The sequence below is a fragment of the Psychrobacter piscatorii genome, from assembly GCF_001444505.1.
Taxonomy (GTDB): domain Bacteria; phylum Pseudomonadota; class Gammaproteobacteria; order Pseudomonadales; family Moraxellaceae; genus Psychrobacter; species Psychrobacter piscatorii_B.
Window position 1 is genome coordinate 1 of record NZ_LNDJ01000078.1, and the last position, 26,540, is coordinate 26,540.

Annotated in this window: 24 protein-coding genes; 2 read left to right on the plus strand and 22 right to left on the minus strand. The window is 43.8% G+C overall.

All coding sequences use genetic code 11. From position 1 onward, the window contains the following. Positions 1 to 131: 131 nt before the first annotated feature. From modB to surE, 12 genes are all read right to left on the minus strand, one after another. Positions 132 to 833, minus strand: coding sequence for a molybdate ABC transporter permease subunit (modB, locus tag AS194_RS08440; RefSeq protein WP_058025072.1), 702 nt, complete (start codon positions 831 to 833; stop codon positions 132 to 134). Between the two features lie 46 nt (positions 834 to 879). After that, on the minus strand, positions 880 to 1,719 hold the full coding sequence (modA, locus tag AS194_RS08445; protein WP_058025073.1) for a molybdate ABC transporter substrate-binding protein: 840 nt from the start codon (positions 1,717 to 1,719) through the stop codon (positions 880 to 882). Further along, positions 1,712 to 2,203 (minus strand): molybdenum cofactor biosynthesis protein MoaE, encoded by a 492-nt coding sequence (locus AS194_RS08450; RefSeq protein ID WP_058025074.1) that lies wholly within the window; start codon positions 2,201 to 2,203, stop codon positions 1,712 to 1,714. The genes modA and AS194_RS08450 overlap by 8 nt, the downstream gene beginning before the upstream one ends. Before the next feature lie 53 nt (positions 2,204 to 2,256). Beyond that, complete coding sequence (locus AS194_RS08455; RefSeq protein ID WP_058025075.1) at positions 2,257 to 2,538, minus strand: MoaD/ThiS family protein; 282 nt, start codon at positions 2,536 to 2,538, stop codon at positions 2,257 to 2,259. A gap of 74 nt (positions 2,539 to 2,612) precedes the next feature. Continuing rightward, the gene (gene moaC, locus AS194_RS08460; RefSeq protein WP_058025076.1) at positions 2,613 to 3,119 is read right to left on the minus strand and encodes a cyclic pyranopterin monophosphate synthase MoaC; all 507 of its coding nucleotides are present in this window, start codon (positions 3,117 to 3,119) and stop codon (positions 2,613 to 2,615) included. Positions 3,120 to 3,161: 42 nt separating this feature from the next. Next, a complete protein-coding gene (locus tag AS194_RS08465) occupies positions 3,162 to 3,863 on the minus strand; it encodes a molybdenum cofactor guanylyltransferase (protein WP_152978623.1) in 702 nt (233 codons plus the stop codon). A gap of 71 nt (positions 3,864 to 3,934) precedes the next feature. Continuing rightward, positions 3,935 to 4,465 carry a molybdenum cofactor biosynthesis protein B gene (moaB, locus tag AS194_RS08470; protein WP_058025078.1) on the minus strand — a complete coding sequence of 177 codons (531 nt, stop codon included), beginning with the start codon at positions 4,463 to 4,465 and terminating at the stop codon, positions 3,935 to 3,937. 111 nt (positions 4,466 to 4,576) lie between these two features. Beyond that, positions 4,577 to 5,677, minus strand: coding sequence for a GTP 3',8-cyclase MoaA (gene moaA / locus AS194_RS08475; RefSeq protein WP_058025079.1), 1,101 nt, complete (start codon positions 5,675 to 5,677; stop codon positions 4,577 to 4,579). A gap of 122 nt (positions 5,678 to 5,799) precedes the next feature. Continuing rightward, entirely contained in the window at positions 5,800 to 7,095 is a 1,296-nt protein-coding gene (gene glp, locus AS194_RS08480; RefSeq protein WP_058025080.1) for a gephyrin-like molybdotransferase Glp, read from the minus strand. A 355-nt stretch (positions 7,096 to 7,450) separates the two neighbouring features. Then, positions 7,451 to 8,749, minus strand: a complete 1,299-nt coding sequence (locus AS194_RS08485) for a lytic murein transglycosylase (protein ID WP_058025081.1) — start codon at positions 8,747 to 8,749, stop codon at positions 7,451 to 7,453. A gap of 68 nt (positions 8,750 to 8,817) precedes the next feature. Then, entirely contained in the window at positions 8,818 to 9,606 is a 789-nt protein-coding gene (locus tag AS194_RS08490; protein ID WP_058025082.1) for a LysM peptidoglycan-binding domain-containing M23 family metallopeptidase, read from the minus strand. 183 nt (positions 9,607 to 9,789) lie between these two features. Beyond that, a complete protein-coding gene (gene surE / locus AS194_RS08495) occupies positions 9,790 to 10,635 on the minus strand; it encodes a 5'/3'-nucleotidase SurE (protein WP_058025083.1) in 846 nt (281 codons plus the stop codon). A 507-nt stretch (positions 10,636 to 11,142) separates the two neighbouring features. Here surE and AS194_RS08500 point away from each other — a divergent pair. Together AS194_RS08500 and AS194_RS08505 are read left to right on the plus strand one after the other, a co-directional pair. Then, on the plus strand, positions 11,143 to 11,577 hold the full coding sequence (locus AS194_RS08500) for an MCR_0457 family protein (protein ID WP_058025084.1): 435 nt from the start codon (positions 11,143 to 11,145) through the stop codon (positions 11,575 to 11,577). Positions 11,578 to 12,089: 512 nt separating this feature from the next. Next, on the plus strand, positions 12,090 to 13,256 hold the full coding sequence (locus AS194_RS08505) for a D-alanyl-D-alanine carboxypeptidase family protein (protein ID WP_058025085.1): 1,167 nt from the start codon (positions 12,090 to 12,092) through the stop codon (positions 13,254 to 13,256). Between the two features lie 202 nt (positions 13,257 to 13,458). On the opposite strand, the gene AS194_RS08510 is transcribed toward AS194_RS08505, so the two are convergent. The 10 genes from AS194_RS08510 to ndk all read right to left on the minus strand — a co-directional run bounded on the left by AS194_RS08510 (position 13,459) and on the right by ndk (position 26,167). Then, positions 13,459 to 15,420 (minus strand): ATP-binding protein, encoded by a 1,962-nt coding sequence (locus AS194_RS08510; RefSeq protein WP_058025086.1) that lies wholly within the window; start codon positions 15,418 to 15,420, stop codon positions 13,459 to 13,461. 184 nt (positions 15,421 to 15,604) lie between these two features. After that, positions 15,605 to 17,026, minus strand: a complete 1,422-nt coding sequence (der, locus tag AS194_RS08515) for a ribosome biogenesis GTPase Der (RefSeq protein ID WP_058025087.1) — start codon at positions 17,024 to 17,026, stop codon at positions 15,605 to 15,607. A gap of 316 nt (positions 17,027 to 17,342) precedes the next feature. Then, the gene (bamB, locus tag AS194_RS08520; protein ID WP_058025088.1) at positions 17,343 to 18,563 is read right to left on the minus strand and encodes an outer membrane protein assembly factor BamB; all 1,221 of its coding nucleotides are present in this window, start codon (positions 18,561 to 18,563) and stop codon (positions 17,343 to 17,345) included. Between the two features lie 158 nt (positions 18,564 to 18,721). Continuing rightward, positions 18,722 to 19,516 (minus strand): YfgM family protein, encoded by a 795-nt coding sequence (locus AS194_RS08525; protein WP_058025089.1) that lies wholly within the window; start codon positions 19,514 to 19,516, stop codon positions 18,722 to 18,724. Positions 19,517 to 19,586: 70 nt separating this feature from the next. Continuing rightward, complete coding sequence (gene hisS, locus AS194_RS08530; protein ID WP_058025090.1) at positions 19,587 to 20,888, minus strand: histidine--tRNA ligase; 1,302 nt, start codon at positions 20,886 to 20,888, stop codon at positions 19,587 to 19,589. A gap of 121 nt (positions 20,889 to 21,009) precedes the next feature. Beyond that, positions 21,010 to 22,125, minus strand: coding sequence for a flavodoxin-dependent (E)-4-hydroxy-3-methylbut-2-enyl-diphosphate synthase (gene ispG / locus AS194_RS08535; RefSeq protein WP_058025091.1), 1,116 nt, complete (start codon positions 22,123 to 22,125; stop codon positions 21,010 to 21,012). Positions 22,126 to 22,242: 117 nt separating this feature from the next. Then, positions 22,243 to 23,064, minus strand: a complete 822-nt coding sequence (locus tag AS194_RS08540) for a helix-turn-helix domain-containing protein (protein WP_319822865.1) — start codon at positions 23,062 to 23,064, stop codon at positions 22,243 to 22,245. Beyond that, entirely contained in the window at positions 23,055 to 23,990 is a 936-nt protein-coding gene (gene pilW / locus AS194_RS08545; RefSeq protein WP_227511616.1) for a type IV pilus biogenesis/stability protein PilW, read from the minus strand. Before pilW ends, AS194_RS08540 begins: the two co-directional genes overlap by 10 nt. Before the next feature lie 215 nt (positions 23,991 to 24,205). Further along, positions 24,206 to 25,435, minus strand: coding sequence for a 23S rRNA (adenine(2503)-C(2))-methyltransferase RlmN (gene rlmN / locus AS194_RS08550; protein ID WP_058025094.1), 1,230 nt, complete (start codon positions 25,433 to 25,435; stop codon positions 24,206 to 24,208). Between the two features lie 300 nt (positions 25,436 to 25,735). Further along, the gene (gene ndk, locus AS194_RS08555) at positions 25,736 to 26,167 is read right to left on the minus strand and encodes a nucleoside-diphosphate kinase (protein WP_058025095.1); all 432 of its coding nucleotides are present in this window, start codon (positions 26,165 to 26,167) and stop codon (positions 25,736 to 25,738) included. Between the last annotated feature and the right edge of the window lie 373 nt (positions 26,168 to 26,540).

Genomic DNA, 26,540 nt, shown 5'->3' on the forward strand with positions numbered 1-26,540 from the left:
AGATTGTTTGAGGTTTTTTTGTGTCTGCGTTTTTTGTCTATGTTCCTTCTAATATAACTACCTCTCGATAAGCATCTATTTTGTATTCGCAATAGTTATAATCATCCAACGGACGTGCAGGTATTTTAGTACTATGGACGCTGACTCATGCGACTCACACTAGCAATCAACGCCACCATTACTACGCCCATGATAATCAAAATACCAGACATCATGTGCGCCGCCTCATAGTTGAGCGCTTCTACTTGCTCGTATATCGCAATCGATACCACCTTAGTCTCACCTGAGATACTCCCCCCTATCATTAACACCACACCAAACTCACCAATGGTATGAGCAAAACTTATCAAACCACCTAAAATAATACCCACGCGCGCTTGCGGTAAGGCTACCTTGACGAAGCGGCGCAGACGACTGGGTTCTAAAAGATGCGCGACTTCCGTGACACTTTGCGGAATACGCAAAAACTGTGCATACACTGGCTGTATATAAAAAGGCAGTGAGTAAATAATAGACCCAACCACTAGACCTTCAAAAGTAAAAATAAGCGGACTAATATTGTGCTCAATCAGCCATTGACCGATACCCATACTTGGACTTAGCAGTAATAATAAATAAAAGCCAATAACCGTAGGCGGGAGCACCAGAGGCATAGCAATAATACCCATAAGCAGAATTTTGAAACGCCCAACTGCCTTCTTTTGACTTGGTTTGGCAAGCCAATAAGCAACAGGGGTCGCAAACAACAGTAAGCATAAGGTTGTGACAGAAGCGAGCTTAATACTCACCCAAAATGGACTGAGCATATCTGACATAAGAGACTGATCGATCATATAATGTCACGGCTCGTTTTATAGGTAGCGTGTCTAGGCTAACGGATTACGGAATGGGCAGGTAGCCTGCTTGCGCGAAGTGCTGTTGTCCTGCATCCGAGCGCAAGTAATCAGTAAACGCCGCTGCTGGGACTGTATTATTGATAACGATACCATCTTGTAAGATGGCTGGATAGGATGCTTTTGGCACAGTAATAAACTGCTCAGGTTTGGCTTTTATCGCAACGAGTTGAGACTGCGCCACAAACCCATAATCCACGCTACCTGTATGGGCGTACTGAAATACTTGACCAATATTTTCTGCCTGTATCAGGCTTTTCTGTGCATTTAATTTGTCATATAGCTTTTGTGATTGCAGATAGGATTTTGCAGATGCCCCATAAGGAGCGAGTTCAGGATTGGCAATAGAAATCTTGCTATCATCTGTGAAACTAGCACTTGTAAACGCGTCAAGAAGCGATGCTGGCGTAAAATCATTCAAAGGTTTTGTGACACTATAGAGTGCAAGCTGACCTCTGGTATAGGTAAACGGTTGTACAGATTTATCACGCTTGTCATCAGACAGCTTTGCCGGAAACTCTTGATTGGCAGACAAGAATATATCATAAGGGGCTCCTGCCTTGATTTGAGCATATAGCTTGCCAGAAGACGCGTAAGTGACTTCGATATCTAAGTTATCTTGATTCGACATATTGCTATCTGTTTGATAGCTATCAATGATATTAGGTAGGACATCAGATAAGTTAGCTGCCGCAGCGATACGTAGTGTTTGGTGCTCAGTTGTAGCAGTCGCCGGTTCTGCATTCGTACTGTTATCTGCTGTACAAGCATTTAATGCCAGTAGCAAACACGCAGAGGTACTAATAGCAGCTAGTGACCTACCCATTATTACTGAGCCATTTAGACGAGTCGTCTTCGTAATACTCTTGCTTCCACACAGGAATGTCGGCTTTGATGGTATCTAGTATCCAGCGGCACGCATCAAATGCTGGATAGCGATGCGCCGACACTACCCCCACCCACACAGCCACATCACCAATTTCTAGCGCTCCGATGCGATGTATAGCAATAGCATGAGTGATCTCAAAGCGCTTTTTAGCCTCTTCTATAATGGCGCGACCTTGGTTGATTGCTAAGTCTTCATAACCGTAATACGTAAGACGATCAACGCTCGTGGCATTGTTATGGTTGCGCACTCGCCCTTCAAAGCAAACAAACGCACCGCAGCTGTCATTGTCTAACGTACTTTTGAGCTTATTTTCGTCAATTGCAATATCGAGTAACGCAAAACCGTCGCGCTCAGCAATAAGATACGCTTCATCGGTACTACGTTTGATGGTCATTGAATGGTTATGGATGTTATCTGTCATTTTTTTCTCTATTTACACTAATTGTGGCGCTATAGCCGCTTATAAATATATACCTAACCACCAGCGACTGGCGTGATAAATACTACGCTATCGCCGTCATTGATTTGATCGGTCCATTTAGCAAAATAATCGTTCACTGCCACCCGTAGCTCTGCTTGCGGACGGCTAAAACGATGCTTTTGGCTAAGCTGTTCATATAGTTCAGTCAATGAGGTGTCTTGGGGTAGTTTGACAGTCTCTTGCTGACAGTTAGCCTCATCTGCCAAACTGGCGAAATACATGACATTAATGTCCATCGTTAATTCGATATCAGCTTTTGTCTCAATAGCACTCATAAACTTCTCCTTTTTTTGCAAGCGTCCTTGCTTAATATGCGATATATCTCTGTACTTTAATGATACTTTTTACGCTAAGCATGGCGATAATCTGACTTGCCACCTGTTTTTTTAATCAGGTGAATATCATTTATAACGATGTCATGTGATAGTGCTTTAGTCATATCATAGATGGTCAAGCAGGCAACGCTCACGGCGGTTAGCGCTTCCATCTCAACCCCCGTTTTGTGCGTGACTTTGACTACAGCACTGACGGTGATACTGCTCAGCGCATCATTATACACAAAGGTGAGGCCGATCTTATCTAGCGGCAGCGGATGACAAAGCGGTATCATATCATGCGTGCGTTTGGCAGCCATAATACCGGCAATATGTGCCGTTTGCGTAATGCTGCCTTTTTTGGTCATCCCATCAGCCGCTTTGATCTGCGCATAAATCTCGCTCGGAAAACGAACTTGCCCAGTCGCGTTCGCTTCTCGCGTCGTTGCGGTCTTGCCACTGACATCAACCATCGTGATGTCACCATTACCATCTAAGTGTGATAAAGCAGATTGATGATTTGTCTGAACGCTGTTACTCATTGATATCGCCTTTTCTTAGTAATCTCTTTATTAGTATTTTTATTATTTTGGTAGCGCGGCACACGCCTGTTCAAACTCTTGAGGCATATTAAAATTGGTCAAATGCTGCCAGTCCTGAGTAAATGGCACGGTTTTTACCATCGGCTGAATAAAGTGCATGACTCGGCGCTGATCACTATCAATATAAGCTTTCAAATCGGGTTCAATAGCTAAATGATACAGCCCTAGTAACGGATATAAATGACTGTCATCTTTTAAGCAAATGACGCGCTTATTAGCCGCTGTATTAATCGCTTGTTGCAATTTCTGCCATAGATCAGTGGCGGGTATTAAGCTGTCACAACTCATCACCAGTAGCCACGATGCGCGCTGATTGTTAGTTGTAAACAGATTATTCGAGCCAGTCAATGTTTGCAATGCTGATTCGATAGCAACCAACGCACCGCCTGTACGAATCTGCTCATCATTATCCGCGTCAAAATCAAAAACGTAGTCAGCAATAGGCATAACGGGCGAACTGGGTTTGTTCAAAGTAGCATCTGAATCAACATAAAAGCCGCGCCCATTATCCGCAATCAAAATAGGAACTTGCAACTCGCTGGCATGACGAACATGATAATTTAGCAGCTGCTCACCTGTCGGCAGAGTGAGCGTCGCCTTTGGTGTTCCCATACGTTTGGATGCTCCGCCAGCTAAAATAACTATACCTGCCAAATTGTCCGAACTATTTGAGCACGCTGTCATGATGCCATTGCCTGTCATTTTTGGTTAAATAGCCGTTATGGCTTAATCATTTATCATCAATTATTTATAAATCAGTCATGACTGGGGTTTTGTGCCAAAAAATGCGGCACAAAGTTACATGGACGAGTACGGCTATCAAACTGCTCTTTTAGGATATTTTCCCACCCTGTACGGCACGCGCCAGATGAACCTGGTAGGCAAAATATACCGGTACCATTGGCCATACCAGCCACTGCCCGCGACTGCACCGTAGACATACCAATCTCGTCTTTTGAGATCAAACGGAACATCTCACCAAAACCATCAATCGACTTATCAAATAGTACGCTGACAGCTTCTGGCATGCTATCTCTAATAAAGAACCCTGTACCACCCGTTGTGATGACCGCGTGCACGTCTGGACTGGCAATCCAGCCACTAATGACCGCTCTAATCTGATAGATATCATCAGTGATCAGCTGACGGTCTGCCAAATGATGTCCAGCCTCGGTCAAGCTATCGGCTAGATATTGACCTGACGTGTCTTCTGCCAGCGTACGGCTATCAGAAACAGTCAATACCGCAATATTAAGAGGGGTAAATGATGCAGCAGGCTTACTCATAAAAGATCCTTTATAGATATAATTTTATAAATGTATTAAAAAAAGCTTATGTCAGAAAAGCGATAGCAAAAACAGCATCAGTTAGCATCACAGTTGAAGTCTTAAAATGCCTTAACCACCGATGATCGAGAGATTGTGCATGATGCCACTGTTCGAGTCATGCAGATGATGATGCTCAGGCTTAATCGGCATAAAGCTATGTAAAGTGTTTACCAGCCCTTGGATATCGTTTTGTTGTAAGTATGGACGAATATCGTAATTACCTTGGTCAAATAAGCACAGATGCACCTTGCCCTGACTACTGACTCGCAAGCGGTTACAAGTATCACAAAAGTGCGCCGCATAAGGGGCAATCATACCAATACGGCCGACATAATCAGGGTGACTGTACTCGACCGCTGGACCATCGGCACTGCCACGCTCGTGTGGCTGCCAACCATGCTCTAACAAATAATCCGTGATGATATCAGACTGAGCATGCTGGGCAAAAAATAAGTCGCTATTGTCACTGGTCTGCATAAACTCAATAAAACGATACGTTACTTGCCTGTCTTTGACGTAGTCGATCGCGGCGATCAAGTTTTCAAAGGCAGTCTCTGCCATCAAGACGCTGTTTATTTTTAGTTTGATATCCGTCGTTTCTAGCAAGGTATCCATATCTGCCAGTATCTGCGGTAAAGTATCAAAACCTGTCATTTTGTGAAAAGTGGCCGCATCAAAACTGTCCATACTGATATTGAGCTGACCAAGTCCAGCCGCTTGCCAGCTGGCTAAGTGTTTACCCAACTTATAAGCATTGCTGGTCATCGCTACTGTTTCAATACCGTCCGTTTGCTTGATCGTGTCGATAATTTCGACAACATCACGGCGAATGGATGGCTCACCGCCCGTAATTCTCACTTTTTTGGTACCTACTTGGGCAAAGCCGCGCACCAATGTCGCAATTTCAGAAACGCTCAACTCATCATCAGGACGTTTGCCTTGATAGCCATTTGGCAAACAGTACTCACAGCGAAAATTACAAAAATCCGTAATAGATAGGCGCAGATACGTCAGACGCCGTGCAAACCCATCAGTTAAAGGCTGATGGATTTGGGTTGCCTGATCAATCGGCATCACTAAATTAGACGGTATATAGCTGTCAGACAGCACAGGTGCTGACGCAGGAGAATACAGTTTTGGGCTGTCTATTTTGATATTGTTGTCATTCATATATTACTGCCATCAGTATTGCTTGCCATAAGCGTTACTTTATTATTCGTGTTTAGCATCCCATTGCTAGATTGCTTTTTAATTTCGTTCCATCGTTTTATAGCAGATTGGCAAACGGTGAATTAGCGATGCAACCAAGGAAACGGCTGTACGGTAACCTCACCACCAGATACTACGTTGCCACTGTCTTTGTCTAATACAATAAAGCAATTGGCGCGGCTCAGCTGTTTTATTCTGTGTGATTGTTGACTTGAAAAGCATTCAACTTGGTAATGACCCGCCTCATCTTGTGACAATACGCCGCGCTGAAAGTCTTTGCGGCCAGGGAACTTTTTGATGTCATTTGTGAGTTTAGCGTTGATCGTTAGCGGCATCGGCTGCTCGGACACACTCGCACCTGACATCTGCCATAATGCGGGTATCACAAACTGTAGCGCGCCCACAACTGTGGAGAGCGGATTACCCGGTAGACCAAAATACAACACGGGCTTATCGAGATTTTTATTTAACTCGCCAAATACGAAAGGCTTACCAGGTTTCATCGCCACTTTATAGTGGTTGATTTGCCCAAGCGTTTCGATCACCGTCGTCAGAAAATCATAATCGCCGACTGAGACGCCTGCTGTCGATATGAGCACATCACAGTCTTGCATGGCTTCGTTGACCGCAGCTGTCGTCTTATCCAAATCATCAGGAATGATGCCATAGTCACGAATGATTATAGGTAAATCCGACAGTAAGCTTTTGAGCGTTGGGGTGTTTGAATTATATATTTGGGCTAGATGTTCCAGCTCATCGCCTATAGCGACGAGCTCATCGCCTGTCGCGAGCACACCGACGACGAGTGGTTGAAACACGCTCACTTCGCTGATACCTAAATTTGCCAGCAAGCTGATATCGGCAGGATTAATTCGTTTTCCTATCTTTAGCACAGCTTCGCCAGACTCAACCTCTTCGCCTTGCGCACGGATATTATCGTTGGTTTCGGCCGTTTGCGTGAGAGTGATGCTGTACGGCTGAGTCTTATCAATGGTCGCTTTGATATCAGCAAAGTTGGTATTCTCTTGCATGATGACCGTATCACAACAGTCAGGGACGACCGCGCCAGTAAAAATACGCACACCCTGCCCTGCTTTTGTCTCACCAGCATAGGCACTGCCTGCTTGAGACTCACCAATGATTTCAATCGTCTTGCCTTCTGACAGCTCACTTCCTTTTGCAATGGCATAACCATCCATAGCAGATAGATTCTGTCTTGGCACATCAAAAGGTGATGCAATATCTTGCGCGAGTATGTGGTTACGACTGTCTAATAGATTACAGGTATTGATGGCTCTGTTGTGAAGCGGAAAATCCACATCATTATAATCATTGATACGCAGCTTTATTGCCGCTTGTAATTCTTCCATGGTAATCATAAAAGTATGCTCTTTTGATCGTTCTCATTATTTGTGATTGAATCTTTATTATTAAAAGCTGTCCTTAGAGTCTATCATTCACAGTATCGATTTTGTTGTATTAACCTTGTTCTGATAAGTTTTGAAGATTGCGAGATCAAGCCAACTCAAATATTTGATGATTATCACAATATTTATTCATTCAATAAATTTCAGCAAAATAAGGCATAGCCTGAGGCAAAAAAAGCACCTTGGCAAGGTGCTTTTTGTAGAGCAAGGTAACATGCTTAATTGATGATTAATGACTGATTTATAATAGCTAAAAGCGATTATGAATCGTGACCTTCATACGGTGTATAAATACCGTCAGCTTACCTCACCAGCCAGCCAATGAAGAGGCGCTATTTTGAGTGATGAATCCATCTGGCGTTTGCCCATTATCCGCCTGCCAGCGCTGAAATGCCATGCGCGTGTTGGTACCTACAATGCCATCAGCCCCTTTGGTATCGTAACCCATGCTCGTCAGACGGCGCTGTAAGTTGGTCACTTGCGTGGTTGATAACGGACGCTCATAGCGGGGCCATGATTTTCGCAGACCACTTTGTCCATCAATCGTTTTGCCCAACAGGCTCACCCCTAGCGCATAACTCGACGAGTTATTGTAAACCTTGATAACATCAAAGTTTGGGCTTAGCAGCAATACGGGACCATCTTTACCAGCTGGCAACCATAGCTCCATCTGAGTATTGGCATCTAAATAGACGTCATCTATCGTATCGACACCCATCGCCGCCCATCTGGCTGCAGGTTGCTTACTCCCCATCAGTGAATAATCAAACGAAGCAGGTACAGTCGCCTCATAAAAAGGTGCTAGACCGCGCACCCAGCCTGAGTTGCTCAGATAGTTGGCAGTAGAAGCGAGTGCATCACCTGTGGCCCAAGGGTTACGGTGACCGTTGCCATCACCATCAACGCCTTGCTTGAGCCAAGTCTCAGGAATAAACTGCGTTTGTCCCATGCCGCCTGCCCAAGAACCATCTAATTGCGACCATGATACGTCGCCACGCTGGAGTAGCGTCGCTAAGGATAATAGCTGAGCTTCTGCAAATTCTTGACGACGACCATCGTAGGCCAGACTGGCAAGCGAGCTTGGCAAATCACTGTTACCTGTGACCGCGCCATATGACGACTCCATACCCCATATCGCTGCGACAATCTCTGCATCAACACCATGCTGCGATTCTAATTGAGACAAAAACGCACGCTGCTCTGCAAACTTGCGCTTACCTACGCTCACACGCCCACTAGAGACAGCAGAGTCCACATACTCCCATGGCATCTTAGAAAACTCAGGCTGTCCTGAGTCTAATGAGATAACTTGCTGATTCAGATAAGCGGAATCGAGTAATCGGCGAATGACTCCCGCATCATAGCCTGAAGATATTGCACGCATAGAAAAGTCTGACTTCCAATCAGAAAAGCTGCTATAGCTTGGCTTTGGGGCGGGCTGCGGCTTAATAACTGGCGCTGGTGTTGGCTTGACCTGCACGGTTTGGGTTTGAGTAATCTCAACGCCACCTTGACGGACAGGCTTTTTTTGCATGGCTTGCTGACTTGTACACCCGACCATCACTAATGCCGGCATAAGAGTGAGGTATTGTTTTTTTAATCTCATAAAAAGTCTCAAACATAAATAAATAAAATGGACCAAAGCCGCCCAGCCATCAGCGACATGCCTCAGTACTAACGCCCAAGTACTGTACGTGGATCAATCGGATTACCATTCAAGCGAACTTGGAACTCCAGCCCTACTTGATTGGTCTGACCACTGCTACCCATCGTCGCGATACGTTGGCCACGCTGTACCGTATCCCCTTCTTTTACAAGCAATTGGCTATTGTGTGCGTAGGCTGTGATGTAGTCATCACTATGGCGGATCATAATCAAGTTGCCATATTCTGGTAGGCCGTTACCTGAGTAAAGCACCGTTCCTGATTGGCTAGCAAGTACTGGATCACCGACATTGCCAGCAAACCACATGCCCATATTACCCGCCGCTGGATCAAAGTTACGCGTCACTGGATTGCGAGTAGGATAATCATAACCAGAGGTCGAATTGGCCGTTGCCTCGTATGCTGGCGTTCGAGACTGGGTTACAGGTGGGGTATAAGTTGGTTGTGGCTGTGCTGGTCTACTATAGCTGTTATTACTCGCTGTGGTCGCTGCACCGCCCTGCCATAGTTTGAGCCATTGCCCACTATAAATCGTATATTTACTGTCCAGATTATTTAGTGCGCCAATCTGACGATAGTTAAGACGGTAGCGCGCCGCAATTTGGCTGACCGTATCGCCACGCTGTACGCGATGGTAGTTAGGGACGCCTTGTGCGTTGGTAATAATCTTAGGACCTGCTTGGTTTGGTGATTGATAAGTAGGCTTGGTTGCACAGCCGACTACAGACAAGGTAGCAACTGCCATAGTGCCAATCAACGCCGCCTTAGCAAGGTGCGATCCGGTCATGATTCTTTTCATACAAGGTTCCTGTTCTTTGTGTTGCTTATCTATTGTTTTATCATCCAAAAGCGCTTGATATCACTCAAAAGCCTCTAGATATTGTTACTACAATTAGCGATCCAGCAGATGATTTATATCACTCGTACAGCAAGCGATATGGTGATTATCACCTATGTCATTGATAATCATATCCTATCGAACTTATAAATCTAGTGCCAAAAGCTTATCCAATGCCCCCGCTGGGGTATGATGTAGACGTACTGGCGACAAACTGATGTATCCTGCCGCCACTGCTTGATCATCCGTCATGCCCGATGTTAATACAACATTTTTTTGATTGGTTGATTTAGCTGAACTGTCTAAGGGTCGCTCATTTTTGTGCTTGCTGTTTTTACATTTTCGTAGAGACAGCCAATACGCATCTCGGCCGCGCGGGTCAATCATATGACGCACGGGCTCAGCGATCTGCTTGTGTCCCAACGAGGTAACCTTTCGCCCTTTGATATCACTGTTGCTATCCATATCAGGAATATTAACGTTTAATACATGATAGGGCAAACTTTTGAGAAACTCTAAAATCGAGGTATCAGTGAGCAATTTGACAATTTCATTTGCCGCCACTTGATAATCACTGGCTGATTCTTGTCCGCCATTTTTTACGCCGCCACCTACCAAAGACGTGGCAATAGCAGGTATGCCCAATAACTGCGCGGTCAATGCCGCGCCAAAGGTACCAGAAAACATCACGTCCTGTCCTAAGTTTGCACCTGAATTGATACCTGTAATAACACAGTCAAAATCCACGTCACGGTATAGCTCATGCAGCGCCAGATGGACACAATCAGCTGGTGAACCATTAACCGCTATAAATCCCGATGGTAATTGATGCGTATGCAATGGCTTTGATACACTCAATGCACTAGCATAGCCACTCTGCTCCTCGTTTGGTGCGACTACCACTACCTCACCGATGGTCGATAGTGCTTGAGACAGTGCCAATAATCCTGGCGCATACACCCCATCATCATTACTAATTAAAATCTTCATGTCAGCTCAGTATGTTTGTGTCAAACCGTCTTTCTAGTAGAAATTTTTGCTACCGTACCATATCTTTATTCGCATAAAAATAGCAACCAAAGGCTAGTATATAAAATAAAAAATTTGGCGATTACTCTTGAAAGCCTTGTGATATCAGTACATTAAAACTAAATTATCTTGATAGTCCGAGCGATTATACCTGAACAATAGATAATCTCGAACCCAGTCTTTGACCAAGAACTGTCTGGCATTTTTGTCTATTGTTATATTATTTGCCTCAAACGGAGTCGAAATGAGAGAAATAAGGCAACGCGTTACAATATGCAACATCATACAACAATACAAACTGATGCGTTTATACTGATGTGACTTCATTGGTATATGCTACTGATATGTTGCTGTAAAATGCCTTTGGCTCACAAGATATCTACACATAAATCAATATTTTATGTGACTTTTGTTTTTTTACCCATTAACATATCACCATCAAATAAAGATAAGCGAGTGTAATACTGAATGAAGAATCAATCGATATTATCTATAGCTTCTGTGATAGCAAAGACCGCCTCAAAAATCGGGCTGGCAGGACTGATAACGTCTGTTGCCATGCTGTCTCAAGCGTCTAATGCTGCAAACAATCCTGCGACTACTATTCCGCTAGATATGTCTGGCATTAATATCACAAAGCATGAAATTGCTGTGATGCAGGTACTATCAGAGATCTGTCCATCAATGCTGAACGGCAATCAAAAACAACGTTTTTATAAGTCTTATACCGTGCAATTGCATGAGCTGATGCCTTCGTTAGAAGATCCAAAAGCAGCGATTCAATATCTGTCAACGCAGCAAGACTATCGTCAGATACTGCAAGGTATTCGTAGCTGGACAATGGGCTTTTCAAAGCAAGAAAATAAAGCACTATGCGAAGATTTGGCGAACGCAGAATATTAATCGCTAAAAAGCGTGTAAGCGTAGAGATCTGTCTTGAGCGCTAGAAAAGCCAGTCATAATTAACGACAATAAACAATGGCCTTGTTCTTTCTGGAGCTCTACTCTCATCATCGTTAAGAACAATACTCTACACTTACCCATTAAGTTTAATGAACAAAAAAGCTTGCTGTCATTCCGCTTATAAACCACAAGCGGTACAGCAGGCTTTTTTGTGGTCGTTGGATTTATGCTGATCAAAAGCTATCTATAGGTTAGTAAAAGCAAACACTTAATACCTACTCGCTTTTCTTTTCATTGGCGTCTGACTTTTTTGCATTTATCGATTCCCCATCGGTTGGCATTTTGCTAAGATAAGGCGTTAATTTTATGTCTATCGTACAGTCGTTCTTGTTTTGATTAATACATTATTTTAGACATGATGTTTAAGGCATGCTGCTTAAAATAATGTATGAAAATTGACAGTGAATACAAGCGATAGATACATTTGGTTCCATGATGCGGTGTAATGATATATGACAGTAAAGCGTGTAAAAAATCAGCTAGTACAGCTGGTAGTTGGTGTAAGTATCTCAATGAGTGCAGTGATGGCAAACGCAGCCATACAACCACCTGAGATGGATAATACCGCCTATGTATTGATGGACTATAATACTGGTGAGATCTTGGCTCAAAAAAATGCGAATGAGTCATTACCGCCAGCGTCTCTGACAAAAATGATGACCAGTTATATCATCGAACAGCGCTTAGCATCAGGCGACCTCAAAGAAGACGACCAAGTACTCATGAGCCAAAATGCATGGTGCCGTGGTAGCAGCAGTCAGTCTTGCATGTATGTGCCAGTCAATAAGACCGCTAGTGTCATCGATATGCTACGCGGTATTATTATTCAATCAGGTAATGATGCGTCAAAAGCCATGGCTGAGCATATCGCGGGTAGCGAAGCATCATTTGCAATATTGATGAATGAGCAAGCGCAAAAGCTTGGTATGGAAAACTCTCATTTCGTCAACTCTACTGGCATGCCTGCTGAAGGGCATCAGGCATCAGCGCTGGATCTGGCCAAACTTGCTCGCGCTATTGTCAAAAACAGCGGTGATTACTACAGTATTTATTCCGAAAAAGAGTTTACCTATAATGGTATCACTCAGGGCAACCGCAACGCCCTACTCGCAACCGATCCTACCGTTGATGGTCTAAAAACCGGTCATACTGATGCGGCAGGTTATTGCTTAGTCGCTTCGAGTAGCCGTGATGGTATGCGCCTCATCTCTGTCATCATGGGCACCAAGAGCCAGCAGGCTCGTGCTGATCAGTCGCGTGAACTACTCAACTGGGGCTTTGGCCACTTCACCACAGTGACCAAAGCACCTGCTGGTCAGTTCGTTAGCAAAGTTCCAGTATGGTTCGGAGAAGCCGATGAGGTAGAGCTGGCAACGGGTGATAACTTACAAATCCTAACCAGTAAAACGCAGAAGAATAAAATCACGACCGTGGTTGATATTCCTGACAGCCTAGAAGCGCCGATTAAGAAAGGTCAAGAAATCGGCAAGATGATGGCCGTTATTGATGGTAAAGCTGTCGCATCTGTCCCTATTATTGCCACTAATGATGTCGCACAGTCAGGATTCTTGAGCCGTACTTGGCAACATATTGTACGCTGGGCGCAGAATCTGTTCTAAGAACTGCTCTATTTTTATAGATAGAGGGCTAGAGCAAAGACTCTCATCATAAGAAAATTATATAATAAAAAAGACGCCTTAAAATTGGGCGTCTTTTTTATTTGTTGTAAAAAAATCTTGGCTTGTTCATGCTTTTTATCAGGAAATTACATCTAACGGGCTAGGCGATTTTAAAAAGCCAAACGTATTTTTTGAGCGTGTTTTAGATCCATACTAACCAACGTTTTAACAAGTCACTCAAAGCCTTGTGCTCATAAGTCGTGCTATGACAGTAATCGATGCCAGCTGCTTTTAAACCATACTCGAAATTATCGACATAACGCGCTTGATGTTGGGGATACCAATATATCAATAACGCACGTTGCACGCTTTCTTCGTTTTCATGTTGGCGAATAAGTTTTGCTAATAGTTCAGCTTTATCCGCGAGCACGTCCTCAGCGAACATCACCATATCGACCTTCTGTGTTCTTATCTCATTCATCACTTGCTGTACGTCCTGGTGACAGATCACCGTAGCGCCCAGATACTCTAGCTCATTGAATAAAGTACCTGTCTCTTGATCATAATAATAAATAATCGTTAGCCCATTTAAGAGCCGCTGCTGGCGAGATTGTTGTTGGTTTGGCATTACTAACGTCAACGTAAACTGCGTCCCTGATCCCAAGGTACTATCAACTTCGATGGTCGCCCCCATGAGCTGCACCATTTGCTTAACCACAGGCAAGCCCACACCTGAGCCTTCATACTGGCGCGTTTGTGACGAATCCACCTGAAAGAAAGGATTGAAAATATCATCAATATGATTGCTATCAATACCGATGCCCGTATCTTTGACACTGATTTTCCAACGATTACTTTTATCAAAATGCGTCAGTTGTGACGTGATCACTACCTGTCCAGTAGGAGTAAATTTAATGGCATTACTGACTAATATGGATAATATTTGTTGGATTTTTGCTGAGTCGCCATAAAGACTGTAATCTACATGATGAATATTACTGGTTAACGCTAAGCCTTGTTGATTGGCTATAGGTTCAAACTTTATCAAAAGATCAGATATCAACTGTAGTGGATTAAATTCATTGTTATGAATTTTTATTTGTCCTTTTTGTATCTGATTTAATTGAATAATATGATCCAGTGACAGCACCAACTTATCACTGCCGTTGCTGATAATTTCGACAGCGTCTTTTTGCTCTCTAGTTAAGGTTTCGTAGTCCAATAACTGTAGCCCGCCCACGATAGCATTGAGCGATGTTTTTAGTTCATGGGTAATCATGCTTTGAAAATTATGCAACTGCACATCAAGCGAGACATCTTTGTTATGTAGTTGCTGCTCAAAGGCAGCAAGCGTATCATATCCTTGCTTGGCTTCTTGCAGTCGACTAAACAAGATAGCCAAGGCTTTTTTTATTTTTGTTAGCTCTTGAAAGTTAAAGCGCTGCGGAATAATAGGTAGCTGCTCTAGCTCTGCGTTTTTGATGATAATACCGCAAACACCATTTAACGCTTCGATATCTTTGACCGGCCAATTCAGCTTTCGGAAAATATATATACCTGAAATAATAGTCAATAGTAATGTGGTCAGCCACAACGGAATAATGCTACGAAACCAATGTGAACGCAGTACTTTCACATCCATGGTGATGTTGATATAGCCAATCAGCGTGTTATTCCTATTCGTGTTACGGATCGATTCATCCGTAACTGATGATGTGCTCATACTCTCAGACAGATCTGTCGCTAACTGCTGATTAGATGTGGGCTTATTGGGTCTGACACTCTCAAAATCTTCGTACTTACTAACGACAGGATGGTTGAAGCTGACCGTATCGGCAAATAAAGCATTTTTCCAGTCATCTAGTGATTGGCTGATATCGTTGATAGGCTGGGATGTGGAATAAAACACAATACTCTGAATGCTCGGCTCATTTTCTAATAAAACATTCACTTGCTCAGCGACGACGTCAGCACCATCTGGTGTCGATGCACTGGTTGTTAGTAACGAGGCTAACTGCTGTATATGCTGATGTTTTTCTTGGTAGTGATGCACCAAACCATAAATAAAAGGCAATACAAAGCCTGCCAGCAGAGCCCAAATTACGGCCTGGCCAACAGAGCGCCAAATGAGTATAGAAATGGTTTGAGACGAACGATTGTTCATATCACTCTACTGAGTCAAGAAAAGTTTTACTTATATTACAGGTATTTGAGAGATGTGATAAGCGAAAGATTGAGGTAATTAACGAGTATACTGAACTGCCAAAAAAAGCACTATATGATTATAGTGCTTTTTTATTTTACCGTGCTGAGCTGCACGATAAAATAAGTCATAGCAAATCATGTGATTAACGAGACTTTTTATCTTTGGTAGTGAATTTCTTCGCACGATTGCGCTCACGCTGACGCAATTGCTGTGTTTTTGCCTTGGTTGGCGTGTCGCTCTTATTGGCGTATGGGTTGTCATTTTGTTTAAAGATGACATTGAGCGGCGTACCTTCAAGCTTAAATACTTGACGGAACTGGTTCTCTAAGTAACGCTGATAGCTCTTAGGAAGCGCGCTGGTTTGATTGCCATGGATTACGATAACAGGTGGGTTATGACCACCGATATGTGCATAACGTAGCTTAATACGGCGACCAGCAATAGTTGGTGGCGGATTGGCAGTGACAGCATCTTGCAAGATTTGCGTCAAGCGATTGGTAGAGACTTCAAACATTGAAGACTTGTAAGCACGCAAGATAGATGGATATAAATTACCCACACCAGTCCCATGTAGTGCTGATATCAAATGTACTTTTACATATGGGATAAAGTTAAAACGACGATCCATCTCAAGCTTAATATAGTCTCTTTGATCTGGCGTCAAACCATCCCATTTGTTGATCGCGACGACTAGAGCACGACCAGCATCAAGCGCATAGCCAATCATGTGCAAATCTTGGTCAACAATACCTTCGTGCGCATCAATGACAATGACGGTTACATTAGAGTCTTCAATCGCTTGCAAGGTTTTGATAACAGAGAATTTTTCTACTTTTTCATCGATTTTACCGCGGCGACGTACACCAGCCGTATCAATCAATACGTAATCTCTGCCCTCACGCTGATAAGGGATATAAATACTATCACGCGTCGTGCCAGGCATATCGAATACCACCACGCGATCTTCACCCAACAGACGGTTAACCAGTGTTGATTTACCAACGTTTGGACGACCAATGATGGCAAGCTTCAACCCTCTTGGCTCTACTATATTCTCTTGCTCAGGCATATCAGCCGTTAGTACTTCAAGCAAGTTGCCTACACCGCGACCATGGCTGGCTGCCATCGGATACGGCTCGCCTAATCCTAGTGCATAGAACTCTGCTGGCGCTGAATCATGGACGCCATCAACTTTATTGGCAACGACATAGACTGGTTTGCCTAGGGTATGCAAAAACTTGCCAATCTCAGCATCAGCACCGATCATACCAGCACGAGCATCAACGACAAATACAATGATATCTGCTTCGTGAATCGCGGTATGCGACTGCTCAGACATATAATCATCGATATTACCGCTGCCGTCATCTGCTTCACCAATACCACCAGTATCCACAACGATGAATGACTTATCTTCATAAGTTGCATCACCGTATTGACGGTCACGAGTCAATCCCGACAAATCAGCAACCAATGCCTGCCGACTTTTTGTGAACTGATTGAATAAGGTGGATTTACCGACGTTTGGACGACCAATTAAGGCGACCACAGGCTTGATACTCATGGGTTACTCTCAGTGAAAGGCACAATGACGGACAGTACAATTATTCTTATGACCACTGATATAACAATAGTAACGAATAGGTCTGCACTTAACCGCAAATTAAAATGAATGATAAAACAATAGCAAAAATAGTAGCTAGCTATTTTTTAGCTAAAAAATAATTGGGACGACTAAATTATATATAGTATATATGGTTATCACATCGGTCGCATAGAGTACGCGAAAGCCTGTACTTAAACAAGCGATTTACACAAGGCACTAAACGCTGACTAAGCAGCGTTTGTGTTTTATAGATAAAAACCCGTGTACTTGCTTATCAGCGCGTTAGCTGCCAGATAGCAACTTGTCCTGACGTGCTTTGAGTCATCAGGCGATTGCCTTGAACTTGCAAGTTCGTCAACGCCCCTTTTGTCTGCACGCGGCTAACAATATTGCCAGTAGCAGGGTCAAATAAATGTACCACGCCGTCAAAATCACCGACTGCAATATAATTGCCAATCATGACAGGATTGGTTAGGTTACGATAAGCCAGTGCCTCACTTTCCCACAATGTCTCGCCACTATTGCGATCATAGGCTACTACTTTACCATCTAGGCTAGTAGCAACGACTTGCTGAGGGTTGACGGCAAGTGCTTTTAAACTAGCAAGCTCATTGACGAACATCACTTGACGTGAGGCCAAATCAATACCTAATAGCTGACCACTATAACTAATCGCAAACAGCTGATTTTTATCCACGATAGGCTTGCCATCGACATCGCTCATGCGCTCAACTTCGCTGCTTCCAGACCCAATGCCAACACGTCTTGACCACTTTGGTAAGCCATTATCAACGGTGACTGCATGCAAACGACCATCAGCAGTCGCCAACAACGCCGTTTCATTATCTAGCAAAGTTGGTGCCGCACTACCGCGCACGCTGATCGCTGGTACTTGCGTCGCAAACTGCCACACTGATTCACCAGTCTGTAGTGATAAGCCATGCAAGAAGCCATCATTCGCTGATAATACCACACGATTATTACTGATAAGCGCTGGGGATAAAACCGACCCTGACAACTGCTGCTGCCAGCGTTTTGCGCCAGTCGTAGTATCAAACGCCATCACTTGACCATTGCGAGTACTCACAACCGCTGTCTGACTCAGCGCATCCAACGCCACGCCGCCTGTGATCTGATCACCGACGTTAATCGACCATAAGCGCTCGCCTGCCTGATTAAACCCTATCAGATCACCACCACGTGATGCCGTAACGATTTGCCCATTAGCATAACCAACTTGCAAATCTAGAGGGTCTTTCTTACTGGCTTTTTTGTTACCTACATCGGTGCTAAACACTGGCTGGAGCACGCTGATCGGTTGCGCAATTTGTACCAATTTTACTGGGTCATTAACCACTGGCTTGATGCCGCGGTTACACCCAATCACTGCAGTGCTCATTACGGCAAGTACTGCCACATGCATGACTGTCTTCTTGATAGTCTGACTACTCAACGTAGTTTTTAACATTTTGCTAGAGCGAATAGATTGAGTCATTATATGTTCTCACTACAAATGAATTATTATTAATTAGTACATTGGCCAACAGCACATTAGTCATTATGACGTCGTATCAAAAAGCATTTAGTCGATTGCTACTGCTCAATACTATCTTAGTGACTTACTGAGCTTAGTAATTTACCGAACTTATTGACTTACTGAGCAGCTTCAACGCTCGTATTTTCTGAGTTTTCAACCACCAATGGCTGCTCAGGAGTAGCTGATTCTTGGATAAGACTGGTGGGCTCAGCAATTGGCTCAGGAGTGATACCCAAGCTTTCCATCTTTAAGGCCAATACTGCACGCGTTTCTTGGCGGCTACGTAATAGCTCCCAAGCATTATTGTAAGACTTAATCGCTGATTCTTTGTTGTCTTGTGCCAAGTAGATATCACCCAGCAGCTCTTGCTGACTGGCTTCAAAAGAGCTTGGCATATCGTTGTTGGCTTCTGACAAGGCCGCATCTGCATCGCCTGTCGCCAGTAACGTCTTGGCATAACGCAGCTGAGTGATTGCCTTTAGACCGGCATCACCCAGATCGATCGCCAGCGCTTGCTTAAATGTCTCAGCTGCCGCCGTAAAATCATCATTATCGACCTGTTGGCGAGCTTTTATCATCAGCGCTTGCCATGCGTATACTGATTCACCATGCGTACTGACTAAAGCATCAATATCTTTGTCTAACTGTATACGGCTCTGTACAAGCGACTCTTGCGCGTCGGCTTCTAGATCTGGATTTTGCGAAGCCAAGCTGACTTCTTCATTCAATCGCTGGATATCGGCATATTGATCAGCGGCGACAGTATCTACTCGCGCATGGTTGTTCTGCCAGTATGTCCAGCCAAAATAAGCAGCCAGTGCCAACAAAATCGCAGTGACAATATAACTACCATACTGCTTTAACGCTTGCATGGAGTTGTCTGCATTCGGCGAATTGGGGGTCAGATCCATATATATTTACCTGATAAAATGTACATTAAATTGCTGATGCCAAAATCAAAACTGCGGCGTTGCAAGACGATTATTTACGAGAAAAGTTATCTTTACTCGATAGCCAGTCTTGTGTGACAGTCTGCTGCTCACCCGTCTGCATGTCTTTGATACTGACGGTATTATCATCCAGCTCTTGCTGTGCGATGATGACTGTCAATGCTGCGCCTGACTTATCTGCCTTTTTCATTTGCGCTTTTAGACTCGTTGCACTTGCCATCTTCACGCGTACATCTGGACGACTATAGCGTAGGTTTTGTGCGTAGCTGATACCTGCACTATAAACGTCAGGATGCGCCACGACAAAGACATCACAAACAGGTGTGTCAGCAATCGGTGCCACGGCTTCTATCAGTAGCAATAAGCGCTCGAGCCCCATCGCAAAACCAATAGCCGGTTCAGATTTTACAGGTTTTTTATCTGACTTATCATCGTTTGTACCTATGGACTTTAATTGTCCAACCAGACCGTCATAGCGACCACCAGCGCATACCGTCGCTTGACTGCCCAGCTTGTCCGTTACCCACTCAAAGACCGTTTTATTATAATAATCAAGACCGCGCACCAGATGTGGATTGATCTCAAAATCGATACCAAGCGCCGTCAGATAAGCTTGAACTTGTTCAAAATGCGCCACACTCTCTGTACCCAAGAAGTCAGCAAGCTTTGGTGCGTCTGCTAATACTGCCTGCGTACTCGCTTCTTTACTATCTAAGATACGTAATGGGTTGGTCGTCAAGCGACGTTTGCTGTCTTCATCTAATTGATCTTTTTTGTCCGTCAAATAGGCAACCAGCGCTTTGCGATAGGCATGGCGTTCATCAAGCTCACCTAGGCTGTTTAACTGTAAGTGCATCTCATCTTTTAGGCCCAGTTCTTGCCACATCAGATGCGTCATTGCAATCAGCTCAGCATCAGCGTCTGGTAGCGCACTGCCAAAGCTTTCGACACCTAGCTGATGAAACTGACGATAGCGGCCTTTTTGCGGACGCTCATAGCGGAACATTGGGCCAACGTACCAAAGCTTCGGCGTGTCCCCACGCAATAAGTTATGCTCGATAACGGCACGTACTGCCCCTGCTGTGCCCTCAGGACGCAAGGTCAAAGGCGTCGGTGGCTCAGATTTATCAGTGAAGCTGTACATCTCTTTTTCAACGATATCTGTCGCACCGCCAATAGCACGGGCAAACAGATCAGTTTGCTCAACGATAGGCAAGCGAATATGCTCATAACCATATCTACCAAGTACATCAGCCAATATCGCTTCTAGATGCAGCCACTTTGCTGATTGATCAGGCAAAATATCATTAAACCCTTTAATAGCTTTAATCATGATACGGTCATGTCCTTAAAATTTAACAGTTATGTCTATTGTTATTATCTACGTATTAACATAAAAAATGTGCTGCCTACCCTTTGTTTACAAAGCAAAAAGCAGATACTTGCATTGCGACTTATTTTACGCGAATAATCTCGTTCTCGCGTTTTTTCGCCAAATCTTCTGCATGGGCGCGAACCATACTTTCTATTTCATCGACTAAATTGTCGGTATCGATAAGATGACTTTTTTGACCCATACGGTATACCAGTGATCTTGGTGCGGCGCCAACGATACCGATATCTGCTTCTTTTGCTTCGCCTGGACCATTCACTTTACAGCCAATCACAGATAAATCCATTGGTTCACGGATGTCTTCCAAACGTGATTCTAGCGCCGTCATCACTTTAATCACGTCAAACTCTTGACGCGAGCAGCTTGGGCAAGCGATAAAATTAACACCGTTCGAACGTATGTTGAGCGATTTTAAAATATCAAAGCCAATCTTAATCTCTTCTTCAGGCTCAGCCGCTAAGGAGATACGAATCGTATCGCCAATACCGTCTAATAACAGACCACCAAGCGCAATGGCAGATTTGACAGCACCAGTACGGTAGACACCTGCTTCAGTGACGCCTAAATGTAGTGGGTTATCAATCTGCGCTGATAGCAGGCGATACGCATCCAATGTCAAAAACACATTACTGGCTTTGACAGATACTTTGTATTGGTCAAAATTAAGACGCTCTAAAATGTCGATATGACGCATTGCTGACTCAAGCATCGCCTCCCCAGTCGGCTCAGTATACTTACGTTGAATGTCTTTTTCTAAAGAGCCTGCGTTGACGCCGATACGAATAGGAATATTGTGATACTTAGCACAAGCAACCACTTCACGCACCTTGGCATCGCTACCGATGTTACCAGGATTGATACGCAAACAGTCAGCGCCGGCTTCAGCCACTGCTAAGGCAATCTTATGATCAAAATGCACGTCTGCAACCAAAGGTACGCTTACCAGTTTACGAATCTCACCAAAGGCTTTGACGGTATCCATCGTCGGCGTTGATACGCGCATCAAATCAGCACCTGCTTCTACGCAGCGCTCGATTTGCGCGACGGTTGCCGCCACATCACAAGTGTCAGTGTTGGTCATGCTCTGTACGCTAATTGGCGCATCACCACCAATCGCAACATCGCCGACATAGATTTTTTTGGTCAAACGGCGGTTAATAGGCGATGGCATTGACATAGATAAATCCTTAAATCAAAAATAGAAAAACCACAGGCTTGTATATATAAATGAGCTTAGACGTATAGTAGTTTTATTAAACGCTAGTAATCATGCTCGATAAGAGGCCAATGATGACTAAGGTACTAGCTCAAAGGTAGCTTGCTTATCCGTTGCATAAGTATCTAAAGCAACCGTTTCTTGATTGAGCATCAAGCTAACATTATCGATATTATCAATTTGTACACTAAATGGTGGCACACCTGATAGGTCATAGTCACCTGCCGTTTGTGAACCGCTGATGAGACTATTACCCGATGCATCCGTGATGCTAACCACAGCATCACCGGTCAACTTCACGTTTAAAAAAGCCGTATCTGCACTGGCAGCACCTAAATTCAACGCAGAGCCAGACGCACCGACATCACTTGCATCATTGCTAATCGCAGCCCCTTGCGCTTGCTCAATAGCAGATACATCTTCAACAGTAGAGACAGGCTCTTGGCTATTTTCTTTACTCGCATTACTCACCATACGGAATAAAAATACTGCCAAGATAATGAGTCCAATCACACCGATGATCAATAGCGGATTAAAACGAATGCGATTGTGTGTATCGCGTTGCAGCGTGCCCATTGGTTGCAATGGTGTATCAGTATTATTGACCGATTTGGCTTTGAGTTCACTGGGGTAAGCGGCATCAAAACTACTCGCGATTTTGGCTGAGTCTAGGCCCAAATATTTGGCATAGTTAATAGCAAAGCCACGAGCAAAGGCCGCTTGCGGTAGTTCAGCAAAGTTTTCGCTCTCTAGTGCTTCTAGATGACGTTTTAAGATAAATAACTCGGCGGCTGCCTCTTCTAAACTGACTTGCTTCGTTTTACGGGCTTGCTGCAACGTGGCACCAAATGATCCCTGAGCGTTAGATTGAGTGTTTGATGATGGGGTGATCATTTCCATGGTGCCTCTGGATTGTTAAGCCAAGTCTTAAGTTGTTTCGCTTCGTCGCTCAATGGATAAGCGGACAAAAGCTGCTGTGCCAATTGCTGGCGAGTTGTAATGTTGTTTTGTGCTGCCGCAAGTTTGATACCTTGGAGGAGCAATCTAGGACTGATGCCCTGCCCTTGTACCAATATCAAGGTCTCGTCATACAAGCGCTGAGCCTGCGGTACACGCTGCTGCTCAAGCAATAAATCTACCAGCTCGATATGAGCAATAATACTATTGCGATTGCCATCTAGGGCCCGCAAAAATGCTTTGGCAGCGGCACTATTGTCACCCAACTGAAGGTATGTACGCCCTAAATTCTCTAACGCACCGATACGGCCTTCGTAACCTAATGAGGCGCCTGCAATCTCAAACTGCTCTGCCGCCTCACGATAGCGCTTCATCTGTGATAAATAAACACCGTAATTATTGTGTGCTTGCACAAAGTCTTTATCCAGCGCGATGGCTTTTTTAAAGTACTGATCGGCTTTTGCAAGATTAATGCGGCTGCCTTCTTGCTGCAACAAAACGCCCATCATATCATAGGCTGGCGCGTAACGGCTATCAGCAGAAAAGGCTTTTTCGAGTTGACGCTGAGCTGTATCGAGCTCATTTTTGCGGATATATTGTGCAGCAAGGGAGGTACGTACACGAGCAATTTCTTGCTGATCTAAGTTGCGGTTACCGCTCGGCCTCGTGGATGTCTGATAAGGCGCAATGCCTGACAAGTCATTGTTTGGTGTACTCTGACAGCCACTTAGCAATAATCCTGCGAGTGCGGCAGCCAGTAATGCGCACTTCGGTGCAGTGATTCGGTTCGTCACCACACTTGCCTTTTTATAAAGGTTAAAAAATGGTTTTTGCTCTACCAACTGATAAAAATTTTTAGAAGTCATCATAGCCGCCATCATAAAACTGTGGTTCAATGCATTCGATCTTCGAGGCATCAGTTTAATAGATTTAGCCCCTATAAGTACAATTTAGTTGTTATTAATTGCTATGTTCTTCAATCTTGACCGTTATTGATACATTTTCATTACCGTTGCGACAGATAAAAGACAGCTAAGCTTCTTTTAGAACAGACGGATATTTATCCTGTCATATGCAAAACGTATCAAACATTTTCACGATCTTTGATGCTTTGTTGCCATGCAGCCGAGCGTCTGGTACGGTCAGCCACTTGTCCGACCAATTGACCACAAGCGGCATCAATATCATCACCGCGTGTTTGACGAATGGTGCAAACAAACCCAGCTTCACTCAGTATATTGCTAAACGCATGAATGCGGTTGTTGCTTGACTTATCGTACGACGCATGTGGGAACGGATTGAACGGAATAAGATTTATCTTACTTGGTAGCCCTTCTAATAGCGCGACCAACTGATGAGCATGCTCATTGCTATCATTGACACCATCAAGCATCACATACTCAATCGTGACGTGCTTTTTATGACGCGGATTGACATCATAGACGTAGTTTTTTGCAGCGGCAATCAGCTCTTCTAGCGGGTACTTTTTATTAATTGGCACCAGCTCATTACGCAGTTCATCATTGGGGGCATGCAGTGAGATAGCCAGTGCTACATCGATATCTTGTGCTAGTTGGTACATTTTAGGTACCACGCCTGAGGTTGACAAGGTCACTCGACGTTTTGATAGTCCATAAGCGTGATCGCTCAGCATCAGCTCCATTGAGCCAACCACTGGTTTATAGTTTAATAATGGTTCACCCATGCCCATCATGACCACGTTGGTGACATTGTTTTCCCACAGGCTATGATCAACGTGTTCTAGACTATCATTGTTATCAGTCATATAAGAGGCATTGGCCACCCACAGCTGACCGATAATCTCAGCAGCGCTTAAATCACGCTCAAAGCCCTGCTTACCAGTACTGCAAAAACTACAATCTAGCGCACAGCCCACTTGTGAAGACACACACAAAGTCTTACGACCATTTAATTTACTGTCATCCGCTGGAATCAATACCGTCTCAACCAATGAGCCGCCCGTCACTTCAAACACCCATTTACGCGTACCATCATCACTATATTGACGATGAATCACTTTTGGTGGCGTAACGCAGGCATTGGCTGATAACTTATCCCGCAATGATTTGCTCAGATTGGTCATCTGCTCAAAGTCAGTGACTCCGTGCTGATATATCCATTTAATCACTTGCGTCGAGCGAAATGGCTTTTCACCGATACTTTTAAAGTAATCGGCAAGTTGCGACTGCGTCATCCCTAATAGATTGGTCTTGGCCTGCGCCTCATCTACTATCTTGATACTAGCCGTCTTGTTAGTGGGTGTGTGTTGGATCGGTGATTGAACAGTGGACATAATAGGTAACCTTTTGGCATAAGCCATGAACGTCGTTATACAATTAAATGATGCATTGAGCAATCCGTTATGAGCGCAAAATTTGTCCTATATAGAATGCAAATAATTATCTATATTGACAATGTGCTGATAAAGGATTGATAACGCTAGTAAATCTAATAATGAGGCAAGCGCCTATGAATTTCAATAAGCAACGACACTGTTATTACATATAACAGCTAAAACGGCTTATACCCATAAGATATAAGCCGTCTCGCGATACTATTTATTAACAATCAATATTGCAAATAATAGCTGCTATTAACGCGTACGTGCACAAACTTCGTCTTCATTGAAGAAGTAGCTGATTTCACGTGCCGCTGATTCAGCTGAATCTGAACCATGTACCGCGTTTTCATCGATGCTGCTAGCGAAGTCAGCACGGATAGTGCCTTCAGCAGCTTCTTTAGGATTGGTTGCGCCCATGATTTCACGGTGCTTAGCGATAGCATTTTCGCCTTCTAGTACTGATACCAATACTGGACCTGAAGTCATGAATGATACTAGGTCGTTGTAAAATGGACGCTCAGCGTGCTCAGCGTAGAAACCGCCTGCTTTTTCGTCATCAAGTTGTAGCATTTTAGCGGCAACAATTTTTAGACCAGCTTGCTCAAAACGATCATAGATAGCACCAATGTGGTTGCCAGCAACTGCGTCAGGTTTGATGATAGATAAAGTACGTTCGTTAGCCATGAAAAGCTCCTAATGGATGAGTGGGTTAAAAAATTGAACTAAAATAAGAAATGAAATAGCAAAGAAGTCGCCTTATCACGAACCTCTCATTTTATCTCCGACTACTATATTGGCTTAGACTTATTGAAATGGTTCATGATTTATCAATATAAATATAAATTCAAGACAGACCAAAACAGAATTATTGCTTATCAAAACGTGAAAAAGGACTCCACCTGATGTTAGGGTGGAATTGAATTTCGCCTAGCGTTTCGTTTATTATATTATATCTTTACACAAATAATATATTGAAATAAATTATTGTAAACTTTAGAGTTTATATTATATCAAAAAAAATGAATCGGCGTTATGAAAATCAACAAAGCGTATAAAT